14 protein-coding genes and 1 pseudogene are annotated in these 11,182 nt (G+C 59.5%); 6 read left to right on the top strand and 9 right to left on the bottom strand.

The window, feature by feature from the left end; genetic code table 11:
• Positions 1 to 8: 8 nt before the first annotated feature.
• A complete protein-coding gene (locus AC0X69_RS22225) occupies positions 9 to 248 on the bottom strand; it encodes a hypothetical protein (protein ID WP_482614040.1) in 240 nt (79 codons plus the stop codon).
• 551 nt (positions 249 to 799) lie between these two features.
• The gene (locus AC0X69_RS22220) at positions 800 to 1,123 is read right to left on the bottom strand and encodes a hypothetical protein (RefSeq protein WP_482614039.1); all 324 of its coding nucleotides are present in this window, start codon (positions 1,121 to 1,123) and stop codon (positions 800 to 802) included.
• A gap of 221 nt (positions 1,124 to 1,344) precedes the next feature.
• On the opposite strand from AC0X69_RS22220, the gene AC0X69_RS22215 reads away from it, so the two are divergent.
• Together AC0X69_RS22215 and AC0X69_RS22210 are read left to right on the top strand one after the other, a co-directional pair.
• Positions 1,345 to 2,433, top strand: coding sequence for a LuxR C-terminal-related transcriptional regulator (locus AC0X69_RS22215; RefSeq protein ID WP_482614038.1), 1,089 nt, complete (start codon positions 1,345 to 1,347; stop codon positions 2,431 to 2,433).
• 412 nt (positions 2,434 to 2,845) lie between these two features.
• Complete coding sequence (locus AC0X69_RS22210; RefSeq protein WP_482614036.1) at positions 2,846 to 3,421, top strand: helix-turn-helix domain-containing protein; 576 nt, start codon at positions 2,846 to 2,848, stop codon at positions 3,419 to 3,421.
• A 46-nt stretch (positions 3,422 to 3,467) separates the two neighbouring features.
• Here AC0X69_RS22210 and AC0X69_RS22205 read toward each other — a convergent pair whose 3' ends face one another.
• The 6 genes from AC0X69_RS22205 to AC0X69_RS23475 form a co-directional block, all read right to left on the bottom strand.
• A complete protein-coding gene (locus AC0X69_RS22205) occupies positions 3,468 to 3,701 on the bottom strand; it encodes a hypothetical protein (RefSeq protein WP_292529016.1) in 234 nt (77 codons plus the stop codon).
• Between the two features lie 2 nt (positions 3,702 to 3,703).
• Complete coding sequence (gene tnpC, locus AC0X69_RS22200) at positions 3,704 to 5,314, bottom strand: IS66 family transposase (RefSeq protein ID WP_482613883.1); 1,611 nt, start codon at positions 5,312 to 5,314, stop codon at positions 3,704 to 3,706.
• A 95-nt stretch (positions 5,315 to 5,409) separates the two neighbouring features.
• Positions 5,410 to 5,757, bottom strand: coding sequence for an IS66 family insertion sequence element accessory protein TnpB (gene tnpB / locus AC0X69_RS22195; protein WP_434500965.1), 348 nt, complete (start codon positions 5,755 to 5,757; stop codon positions 5,410 to 5,412).
• Positions 5,754 to 6,131, bottom strand: coding sequence for an IS66-like element accessory protein TnpA (tnpA, locus tag AC0X69_RS22190; protein ID WP_482613884.1), 378 nt, complete (start codon positions 6,129 to 6,131; stop codon positions 5,754 to 5,756). The genes tnpB and tnpA overlap by 4 nt, the downstream gene beginning before the upstream one ends.
• Before the next feature lie 567 nt (positions 6,132 to 6,698).
• Positions 6,699 to 7,352 (bottom strand): BON domain-containing protein, encoded by a 654-nt coding sequence (locus AC0X69_RS22185; RefSeq protein WP_482614034.1) that lies wholly within the window; start codon positions 7,350 to 7,352, stop codon positions 6,699 to 6,701.
• A 596-nt stretch (positions 7,353 to 7,948) separates the two neighbouring features.
• A complete protein-coding gene (locus tag AC0X69_RS23475) occupies positions 7,949 to 8,335 on the bottom strand; it encodes a DUF5372 family protein (protein ID WP_510175251.1) in 387 nt (128 codons plus the stop codon).
• Here AC0X69_RS23475 and AC0X69_RS22180 point away from each other — a divergent pair.
• Positions 8,243 to 8,683 (top strand): annotated as a pseudogene (locus AC0X69_RS22180) (ATP-binding protein); the annotation flags it as partial. The gene AC0X69_RS23475 and the pseudogene AC0X69_RS22180 sit on opposite strands and share 93 nt — an antisense overlap.
• A 254-nt stretch (positions 8,684 to 8,937) precedes the next feature.
• Here the strand turns inward: AC0X69_RS22180 and AC0X69_RS22175 are convergent.
• The gene (locus tag AC0X69_RS22175) at positions 8,938 to 9,381 is read right to left on the bottom strand and encodes a MarR family winged helix-turn-helix transcriptional regulator (protein WP_482614033.1); all 444 of its coding nucleotides are present in this window, start codon (positions 9,379 to 9,381) and stop codon (positions 8,938 to 8,940) included.
• A 272-nt stretch (positions 9,382 to 9,653) separates the two neighbouring features.
• Between AC0X69_RS22175 and AC0X69_RS22170 the strand changes: the two genes are divergently transcribed.
• From AC0X69_RS22170 to AC0X69_RS22160, 3 genes are read left to right on the top strand one after another with little or no spacing between them, the layout of a single operon-like run.
• Positions 9,654 to 10,082 carry an Hsp20/alpha crystallin family protein gene (locus tag AC0X69_RS22170; protein ID WP_482614031.1) on the top strand — a complete coding sequence of 143 codons (429 nt, stop codon included), beginning with the start codon at positions 9,654 to 9,656 and terminating at the stop codon, positions 10,080 to 10,082.
• Positions 10,083 to 10,098: 16 nt separating this feature from the next.
• Positions 10,099 to 10,497 carry an Hsp20/alpha crystallin family protein gene (locus AC0X69_RS22165; protein ID WP_482614030.1) on the top strand — a complete coding sequence of 133 codons (399 nt, stop codon included), beginning with the start codon at positions 10,099 to 10,101 and terminating at the stop codon, positions 10,495 to 10,497.
• Positions 10,498 to 10,514: 17 nt separating this feature from the next.
• Complete coding sequence (locus AC0X69_RS22160; protein ID WP_482614029.1) at positions 10,515 to 11,006, top strand: Hsp20/alpha crystallin family protein; 492 nt, start codon at positions 10,515 to 10,517, stop codon at positions 11,004 to 11,006.
• The last annotated feature ends 176 nt before the right edge of the window (positions 11,007 to 11,182 follow it).

The raw sequence follows: 11,182 nt of genomic DNA, 5'->3' as shown, positions 1-11,182 counted from the left end.
ATCGGCATTTACACCAGCGCCTTCTTCGTCTCCTGCAGCGCTGTCTCGGCGTCAGCTAGTATCTTCTTACGTTGTTCTTCTGCCTTCTTGGCTACGTCCGAATCGACCTCCGGCTGCGCCGACTTCGCGGTGGCCGACTGCTCCTGCGGCTGGGGCTGCTTCTGCGCCGGCGCGGGAACCGCATGCGCGACCATCAGGCTCAGCGCCACGGCAGAAAACAGGGGCCTTTCCAATTTGATGCGCGTCATCGATTTCTCCTTTGTTGCGGTATAGTCAATTGAAGCTCGTTCATTTCGGTATCGATCGGCATTGCGTAGCCGACACGCTAGCTCGCTGCTAGCCGACCTCATCCGACAGTATGCTGATTTGATCGGCTATTACCCTGGCCGGCTGTTTTGTGCGCTCGCCCGACGCGCTCGATTCCTACAGCCTTGGAACGGGCAGCACGCAATATCACCCATGGGCCATATCCGGCTGCATAAGCCGCATTTGAGAAAACGGATTAACCGGCGCCTCCCATTTCGCTGGCAGCGCGCACTGGCGAACTCCGTTGCTTAGATTGCAGAGAGCACGATGACAGCTCACCAGCGGACTAGCACTGATGGCCGTCAGTTATTCCGAAAAAGGGGGAACCGCTCGAATCCGAGCCGTCAAGCGCCCTCTCCGGTTCTCTAGTCAACCGGCGACTGGATGAGATTGAGGAATTAAAAGCCTCGCCCAGGTCGACGACGCCATCGGCCCGAGCACAAAAGATGCTTGTGCGCCTTGCGCCTCGTCCTGATTCGTTGCTGACAGGGCTTCAACAACGAACGAGAACACCCCATGCCGGATCCCAAAGATCTTCGTGCTCAAGCACGATCACGATCTTCTGAAATCCGTAGCGCTGCAGGAGGTGTCGGGCCTGAGCAAGCGCGAGGCCCACTTCGACCTCCTCACTTTCGTCCGGTCCGATTTCAGCGCCTTTCTGGGCGTGGGCCACCCACCCGACAGTGGCCCGGACAGGAGCGCTTCCTTGCCAATCGAAGATGGTGACGATGAGATCATTTCCGACAGCCGATGCGGGGTCATCAAGAAGGACATAGGTCGGCTGCTCGTTCACAGTCACGGTCGTACCCAACCTCATGATCGCACTCTCCGGTTCGAGACTCTCGCCCGCTTTTGGTAGTTGCCATACCCTTCAGTAATTTTAATCTGCGTCTCCATTCTGGCAACTGCCCATAGTGTCTGCTACGCCTGGCGACATGGAGCGCACAATCTGGGTCGCTGAAAGACTGATCCTGTTTCTCGCTAACGGGCGGCCCGAATCCCAGGATCTGCCAGACTGCCTGATCGGTGGAGACCCAAATGCCTGAAGTGGAAAATGAAAAGCTGGTGCGTGCGCTCGACGACCTCTTCCGCCTCTCCGCTCTGCAGTCGGACTGGAAGGACCTCGACGAGGATGCCGTCGCCGAAAGCCTCGCATCGGTCCTTGTAAAGACTCTCCATGCCGACTTCGCATATGTGACGATATCAACGCTGCATGTCATGGTGGAGCTCGCTTGCAGTCCCAAGGGGCGTCTTTCGCCGGCATTCGTTCCCACCATCCGCAATTCCGTCCTCGGCGCCGCCGCCGACGGCGGCAAGATCGTCAGTCCCGTCAGCGGAAATCATGTCACTGTTCATGCCACACCTATTGGCTGTCACGCTGAGGCGATCCTCATCGTCGCATCGGAACGTGCCGATTTCCCCACAGAGGTTGAGACACTACTTCAGCGCATGGCTGCAAGCCAAGCCATGGTGGAACTGCGAAGGCGCGAGCGGACCGCTCCCAACGCATACCTCGCGAAGCTCATCGAGACCTCCACCGACTTCATCGGTATCGTGACCCTTCAGGGCCGGCCGCTGTTCGTAAATCCCGCCGGCTTACAACACGTCGGCTTGGCTGACATGCGCGAGGCCTCAGAACTCCATATCGCCGATTTTCTGACGATCGGCGATCGCGATCAGTTGCGCTATGGCGTGTGGCATCGAATTCTATCCGACGGGCGATGGACCGGCGTGCTCCGGCTTCTCGATACTAAATCGAAAGAGGCAAGGCCCCTCCTCTTCGATTGCTATCGCCTCGATCTTCCTCCGACAGGCCCAGTCGCGATCGGCGTCATAGGCAGGGACGTCTCCAGTGGCTCGAAGACATTCGACCTTAAGGATAGTGCATCCCCTGCGGTTGCCGATGAGCGGGAGGAGGCGGCTGCGCGTTTGCAGAGTCTCAGCGACCGGGAACGCCAAGTACTTGTCAGGCTTGCGGCCGGCCAGCCTCACAAGGAAATAGCCCACGACCTTGGCATTAGTGTCCGGACTGTCGAGGTCCATCGCTCGCGAATGTTGCGACGCCTCGGCGTGAAGACCATCGCTGAGGCGATCAAGCTCGTGGTTCTCGCGGGCCTGAAAGAATAGTGCCAGCAGCCGCCCTAGCGTTTGCGAGCGACCTCCGGGCAATCCCATAAAGGGGGCGGCCCAGCGCTCGCCGGCGCAAGTGGGACATCGTCCAGTCGAGAAGCAGCATCCCTTTTGGCATCGCTCCAACAAAAATCGGCATAATTCCTGACGTTCTGTTGGCGCGAAGCGCGCCCGATCGGATCTCTACTATCAACAGACGATTTGTCCGTTACGGAAAAGCCCCGTAAGGGGATTCCACAAATTGCTCTTTATCCGACGCTTTCTCATACTCCTTGTCATGGACATCTCCCCTTGAGGCGGTGCCACTTTCGGCCAGACGTCTATGTTTAACTCTCCCAGATGTAACAACTCAGATTTGGATCCATGCGCTACTGGAGACGCAAAGCGCGTTCTTCGCTCAATTGGCATTGTGCGCACATTTCGCCGCAACCAACACATCTTCGAATGCCAACATCGCTGCGATTGGTGGTATCGCATTGTCTCTGGCGCTGCTCGCAAATATCAAGTTCAGGCCGACGGGCGACGGCAGATCGTGGATATTTACCTATCCAGCGACTTCTTTGGCTTCTCTTCCACGGAGGAGCACAAGTTCTCTGTCCAGTCGATAGTGGAAGGCACCACGGTCGTTTGCTATCCGCGAACTATGATGGAGGCTCTCGCGGATTCTGATCCGTCAGTCGCACGGCTCATCCGGGTCGGTACCTGCACGGCAATTGAGAGGCTCGAGCAGCAGATGCTGTTTGTCAGAACAACCTCGGCGGCCGAGCGAGTGCGAGAATTCCTGTTGCACTTCCGAGATAGACTCGGCCAATTTGGCGAAAGTGATCTGGTTTTGCCCATTACGCGCTATGACATTGCCGATCTGCTCGGTCTCTCACCTGAAACGGTTTCTCGGGCTTTTACTGACCTTCGCGAGCGTGGCGAAATTTCCCTATGGGGCCCCCGACATATCGCCATTCTTCGGCGGGGCCGTGGGTCAGATTGACCGTAGCCATCCGGCGTAGGCCGCTGGGATGAAGGGTTTGGCTCTCTCAACGCTTCAGAAGCGTGGGGTCGTCTTTGTGGATTTTGATCAGGTCGACGAGCGTCTCGATGCCGAAGTTCGTGAACGCCATGAGCTGTTCGTCGCCAAGTCCGTAGACCCAGATCACGCCGTCCTCGGCATCCATTTCCATAGCGACGTCGTACAGCCAGTCGATGCTCTCGCCGAGATCGTCGGCGACGCGATCGATGGTTGTCACACGGTGAACTTTGTTGACGTGCATGGTCAGGCCGCGATCGCCGGGTCTGCCGCTGCTGCTCGGCGCCAGTTCCACGGAAGCAGTTCATCAAGCCGGTGCGCGGGATGCCCGGCGATGCGAGCCAGGACGTCGGCCAACCAAGCCTGCGGATCAACGCCGTTCATTTTCGCCGTCACGATGAGGCCGTACATGGCCGCAGCGCGCTGCCCCCCGCGATCGGATCCGCAGAACAACCACGATTTTCTTCCCAAAGCGATGCCGCGCAGGCCGCGCTCGGCGGCATTGTTGGACATGCACACACGTCCGTCATTAAGGAACAGCGTGAAGGCCGCCCAGCGCTTCAGCATGTACTGGATCGCCTTAGCCAGGTCATGCCCGCGCGACAACTTGGCCGCCTGCTCTCGCATGTAGACATGGAGATCGTCGACCAGAGGCCGGCTCGAGGCATGTCGAACCGCAACGCGCTCCTCCGGGCTCTTGCCGTTGATTGAGCGTTCGATTGCAAACAGCGCGTCGATGCGGCGAACGACCTCGATCGCGATCGGCGAGAGAGGTATCTCCTTCTTGCCCGCAGCCTTGCGACGCGCGTTCTCCTCAAGATCGGCCATGGCGAAGAACGGTCGGCGAGCGTGCACCCAACACGCGGCCTCGCGAACAGGTCCCGGTTTTCGGTCCGCCAGATAGAGCTTGTTGTAGCCGTCGTAGGCGTCGGCCTGCAGGATGCCGGCGTATCCCGCCAGATGGGTTTGTGGATGCTCGCCCTTCCGATCGCGCGAGTAGTAGAACATCGCCGCGGGCGGTCCGGCGCCGCCGAACGGTTTGTCATCGCGAACATACACCCAGCACCGACCGGTGTCGGTCTTGCCTTTCGCCAGAACCGGCACCGTCGTATCGTCGCCATGCAGGCGTTCGGCCGCCATCACATGAGATTCCACCAGCCGGAGGAGCGGATCGAGCGCCGTGCAGACCGAGCCCACCGCGTCGGCCATCGTCGACAGCGCGATCGGCGCGCCTTCCAATGCGTAACGCTCGGCTTGGCGGTTCAGCGGCTGGTGCTGTCCGAACTTCTCGAACACGATCATCGCCAGCAGGCTCGGACCCGCCCATGCGCGTGGTATTGAATGGAACGGCGCCGGCGCCTGGCTGATCTTTTCGCAGTCCCGGCAGGTGAACTTCTCCCGCACCGTCTCGACCACTTTCCACTGACGCGGCTGCGTCTCCAGCGTGCGCGTGACATCTTCGCCGAGCTTGCGCAGGCGCGTGCCTCCACAACATTCGCACGCTGTCGGCGGATCAATCACCACGCGCTCACGAGGCAAGTGATCGGGGAACGTATCGCGCTCGGCGCGCCGGCGCGTAAATCCGCGGACATTGGTCGCCCTGGCGACTGCCTGTTCCGCCGCCAATTCGTCTTCTGTCGCGCTCGCTTCCAGCTCTTCGAACACGAGCGCCAGTTGATCGATCAACCGCGCCGAGCGTTCCGATTTCTGGCCGTAAACCTGACGCTCCAGTTTCGCGATCCGCAGCGTCTGCTGCGCGATCAGCGCCGCATCTTCCGAAGCCTTCGCGCGCGCCACCGCCAGCTCCGCTTTCAGGGCGGCGTTTTCTCGGGCAAGAGCGGCGCGAGCGGCATCCATGAGACGAAGTGAATCATAATTTTAGCGATTTGTGGCGCCCCAAAATGCACGCGCCCCGCATTTTTCACCAGCGCGTGCCGATTATCCGGCGCAGATTATCCGGCGCTCTTGGGTCGCCATGTCAGTTGTGGATTCCGCCAGTCTATCCCTTCGAGCATGTACGCCATCTGCGCCGCCGAGATCGACACCGTGCCGCCTGACGCCGACGGCCAGATGAACTTTCCGCGGTCCAGTCGTTTGGCGTAGAGAGACAGCCCGATGCCGTCGTGCCAGAGGATCTTCGCCAGATCGCCGCGCCGGCCCCTGAAGATATAGAGATCGCCGACATAAGGATCGCGCTTCAGACTCTCCTGAACTTGCAGCGCAAGCCCCTGCATGCCGCGCCGCATGTCAGTGTGGCCCGTTGCAATCCATACCCGAACGCCGCTCGGTATCGGGATCATCGCCGCGACAGCGCCTTCAAGACACGCGTCAACGCCGCCGTCTCGACGTCCGACCACACAAGGATCCGTTCGCCCTCGGCGAGCACGATCTCAATCTGGCCGCTTGATCCCAGCCCGGATTCTTCCGCCGCTGCCGCAGGAGCAATCGTCACCGGTAGGATCGGCGCGAGCTTCTTCGGCTCGGCGGGCTCCAAGCCGCACTGCCGACGCCAGGTGAAGAGCTGGTTGGCGTTAAGATCGTGCCGTCGCGCGACCTCGGCGATCGAAGCGCCATCTTCCAGGCTCTCGTCGATGATCCGGCGCTTCTCATCAAGGGTCCAGGATCGACGCCTGCGCCCGGGCGCCGCTCCACCATCGTCCTTGCCGTCCGACATCCGCGATAGTGTCCGCTTGTATTAGAAATGGACACGATCACCGCGCCATTCATGCGCAATCTATCCAAGCGCAGCGCGCTCAGCGCCAGACGGTTCTCGCCGGAGGCTTACGATTGACCTAGCGCGCCACGTGCGCGCCTCGAGGCGATAGGCGGCACCGCCCAACTTCTTGTCCCTATCAATAGGAAGACGCCGTCATCGAAGCCTATCGCCGACCCACAGGTCAGCCGAACAGGGAGATGGCTGAGCATTATGGCGCCCCGCCGTTTTGCCAGCGCGGCCGAGAAGACCAAGGGACGACGCAGGAGCAGGCTGTCCTCTTCATCGAAATGGCTTCTCCGGCGGCTGCGCCTCCGGACCTGGCAAAACTGTTAATTCATCCAATCGAGGAGCGGCCATTGGCCGAGTCTGCGCAACGCATCGGATTTCTAGAAGGGAACGATCGCCTAGCGAAGAAGGCCTTGCCGACCGGGACTTATGAGTTCATTGAATGGCGGACGTGCCTGGCGCCGCGGAAGAGCGGACCATTGATACTCCGCTCTTCCGTTCTTTAAGTATGCGCGCACTTTACGGAGCGATAGTAACGCGGTTATCGACCTTGATGACCCCGGGCGCCCGCCACGCGGCTCGCTCGGCCTCCTGACGCTCGGCCCAAGAGCGCACTGAGCCGGTGAGCGTCACCTCGCCGCCGCTGGTCGTTACAGTGATGCGGTTGGCATCGACCTCGGCACTGCGCTTGAACGCGTCTTCGATCTTCGCCTTGATCTCGGATGGGGCTACATGCGGCTTCAGCGTGATCAGGTTAAAGATTCCCCTTATCCCTTTCAGCCCACGCACCGCCCGTTCGGCCCGTGTGCGTTGATAATCCCACTCGACGCTGCCTTCCAGCGTCGCCCAGCCGCTCCTGACAATCACCTTGATGCTCTCGTACGCATATGGAAGCTCAGTCTTGATTGCGGCGACGGCCTCACGCGCTAGTTCGGGATCTGGACGCTGGTTCTCAGAAGGTAGTCGCACCTCAATATCATTCGCCACGCCAAGCACGCCTAATACACGCTTTGCTGCCCGCTCCGCCTCATATTTTTGCGCATAGCTGCGCACGAAGCCCGTAAGCGTAACGACGCCCGACTTCACGGCCACGCCGATGTCGGCAGCGTCGATGTCAGGGTCCCAGTTCAGCTCGCTTTCCACATCGCGCTTGATGTCGCTGTCGGATCTCATTGTTGTCCTTCCTTCTTTTAATAGAACATGGCCGCGTCACGAGGCCGATGATCGGCCTTCCGCAACATGGAGCGAACGCTACTCTCTACTAGGTGGGAGCGCGCTGACGTGCGTCAGTATTGATTGAGAGGTACGTGTTCACTTAAGACTGCATTCGAATAAAAACGCGAACGATAGCGAAGATAGCGGTTGAGCTACGACGAGACATGAATACGAAAGAGCAGACAGACACCGTCCGGCCAAATGTCTGCAAAATCACTCGGTGGCCTGACGATGCCTGGCGCATCAGATCCAGGAACAGCTGAAGCGATCCTCACGTGAGCGATCTTTCATCTTCCCCGGACGTGGCGTCGACTCGCAAAGATTGCTTCGCACCGACGGCGTCGGGCTGTCGTTCTTGTTATCGGCAGAGTGATCCTTGCCGCCAGGGCGGAGGTACAGGGAATTCCAATATATAAAAAGGGCCCTTTTTATATTGGCGGCGAAACAAGTTTTTGCCGCTACGCCGAGAATTTCAGGTTTGCTCGACAGGCTGAAGATCGACCGATGCTCTTTCCGACTTCGCACGCGGACAATCCAGACGGCTTATGGCTCATTCAACAGCGAGTGGTCCATGCCACCGAGAGATTGTCGATGCGAAAGATCCGCGATGTCTTGCGTTTGAGATTTGAGAACGGCCTGAGCGAGCGCGCGCATGATCCCCTTGCTGCGCTGGCGGAGCCGATTGCCCGCGGGAACAGGCTAGAAGCGCATCGACGCGCTTGCGCAGCTCGAGAAGGTGGTCGACAGAAAGACGCGGGGAGTGGGGTGAGGACGGATGAACCGGCCGTCTCATCGGCCATCCCCGCGGGGATCAGGGCGAGCGTGCCATCCGGCTGGACGACGACCAGATGATCGACTCCAGCGAACCTGCGTCGAAACATGATCGAAACCAGTTGGCCGCAGCGCGGATGAAAAGGATAGTGGATCCGGACACCCGGCATTGTGGCGCTGCCTCGCTCGGCAGCGGCAAAACTTGGATTCCTTGCGCGCTCGGCCAGAACGGCTGTCGTGAGGGGAAAAGCGTTTGTATCATTGCGCGCCGCGCCTCTTCGAAGCGCTGGCTCTCGCTTGCGGCGATGGACGCTATTCCCTCTCTTGAAAATGCGCGCGCGCGCATGCAGCTCCTGATTCTGGACGATTGCGGTCTGTCGGCGCTCCAGCGTTGCGATCTTCTCGAAATCCTCGAAGATCGTCACCAACGCGTCTCGACTGTCGTCACCAGTCAGGTTCCGGTCGAGCAATGGCACGAGATCATCGGCAATCCGACGCTCGCAGACGCCATTCTCGATCAGATCGATCATAACGCTCATTGGCTTCCGCTGACAGGAGAAAGCATGCGCAAGCTCTCAGCCAAAAAGCGTCTCCTTGACGCCGACGCCAAGGCCTGGATCGATGTCGCCGTGCGCGACGCGCCAGCACGATCGCGTGGAACGTGGTACGCGCACCTTACGGCCAACTTGCGTGAAACCGTCCTGCAAGTCGAGCGAGGCCCTCTGTGGCATCCCCATGGCGTGTCCTTGTCTAATCGCCCCTGGAGTTCGGTTCAGCGGTCAATGCGCTTATTCGAAAGCCGCAGCCTGATGCGCTCCATCAGACTGAAAAGAAGATTACGCTCGTCATGCGTCAGATCTTGCAGGATGCTTCGCTGCAGACGGTCCCGTCGAGGCGCGAGCCTACGCAGCGCCTTCTGAGCTTTCTTGGTCGTCGTGATGACCTGAGTGCGACGATCCGTAGGCGAGGGTGTTCGGTAAACCCAGCCATTCGCGACCATTCGATCCACCAGTTGACCGGTCGTCGCATTGGCAAGCTCCAGTCTGCTCGCTAGGTCCGTAATAGACATTCCTGGAGTTTCGCCTAGATGTCCGGCCGCAATCCATGACAGGCGCGTGAGGCCGCTATCGGCGATCTCCTCGTCTATGCGCTGCTGGACAAGTTGGGCGACCCGGTGGATCGTCGATCCGATCAGCATGTCTTCCACGGAACTCACCTCGCTCCCCTCGCGGCTCTGCGTATGTGTTCGGACCGGGACGGTCCGACGCTGCGAGCGTTTCACCTACAGCGATCCCCTCAGTCAGGGAAATTGCATCGTTCGTGGTTTTATGCTAGCATAAATTATGCTTGCTCAACATCTTATTTGGCATAAGATCGTGCGCCGCCCGACATCCGCTGCCGGATCCGCAAGGAGCCTAGAGACTGGAAAGCGGGAGCAATCGGCAAAAAAATGTTGGGGCTTTGCTGAATACTCTCAGGAGGCGACCAATGCTCTATCCGACATACACGCGCCGCAGCGATCCCTTCGTGCAGATGAGCGCAATGATCGGTGACTTCGACCGCAGGTTCTGGCCAATTGCAACCCAGCCCGTATTTCCGGCCATCAATATATGGCGAGGCGCCGAGGCGATTGCGATCACCGCTGAACTCCCGGGTGTCGAGCCCAGCGACGTTGACATTACTGTGAAAGACAACGTGCTCACGCTCTCAGGCGAACGGAAAGCTCCGCAAGCGCCTGAAGGCGCTCGTTGGCATCGCAATGAGCGCGGTTACGGCAAGTTCACCCGCGTCATTGGCCTGCCGTTCGCGGCTTCCGACGCCAAGGTCGAGGCGCGGATGACGAATGGCGTGCTGCGGATCATCGTCGGCCGACCCGAGGAGGACAAGCCGAAGAAGATCGAAATTAAGGCGGCCTAGGAGGAGGACCGGAGAAATGAGCGTCGAAGTTACCGAGACACCCGACAAGACTCCGACCGAGGCGCCCGAGACCACCAGCGGCCGTCGGATCTATCGGCCCCTTACCGACATCGTGGAAACCGATCAAGGAGTGTCGATGATGCTGGAGATGCCCGGCGTAGCGCCGGAGGACGTCGAGATCACCCTTGAAAAACGGGTTCTGACCATTCGCGGCAAGGTTGCGCCGACTCGGCCGAAGAGTTTCGAACTCGCCTATGCTGAATATGGCGAAGGTGATTTCGAGCGGGCCTTCACCATGTCAGAGGATTTTGACCCTGACAGGATCGAGGCGCAGATGCAGGGCGGCGTCCTCACCTTGACGCTGCCCCGCACGGCCGAAGCTCAGCCCAAGAAGATCGCCGTTAAAGGCGCCTGACAAAAGGAGACGAAAGCATGCAGATCAAGGATCTAATCCCCTGGGCGCGCAAGGATCAAGCGTCTGAACCGAGATCCGGCGAGGATAACCCGATCGCCACGCTTCAGCACGACATGAACAGCGTGTTCGAAAGCTTCTGGAATCGCGTCGGGCGTTTCGATTGGCCTTGGGGCGGCGGCGAAGCCAAATCGGACGTGGTGGAAACTGACAAAGCTATCGAAGTATCGATCGAACTGCCCGGCATGGAGATGAAGGATATCGAAGTCACCGTGTCTGACGAGATGCTCACGGTGAAGGGCGAGAAGAAAATCGAACGGCAGGAAGAGAAGAAGGGTTATTATCTTTCCGAACGCAGCTATGGCGCGATCTACCGCACGATCCCGCTGCCTCCGGGCGTCGATGGCGATAAGGCCCAGGCCAGCTTCAAAAACGGCGTGCTGACCATAAAACTACCGCAGACCCCCGAAGCGCAGGCGAAGGTCAAGCGTATCGAGGTCAAGAACGGCTGATATGTCAGGCGGATGCACCGTCCCTCTGTCGGCGATGATGATCTTCTGCGACCTGACGCGTCTCCGCTGGGAGCGCACAACATTGAACAAAAAACAAGGCCCCGGGGTGACGCCTGGGGCGCCTGCTCGGAGAAGACGATGCGCACAACCCAAGAGAAAGGCCTCAGAGGGACCGG

The organism is Methylocystis sp. Uni0008 (assembly GCF_056838045.1).
The sequence above is the reverse complement of the archived record's forward strand: the minus strand, read 5'-3'. Positions and strand labels throughout refer to the sequence as shown.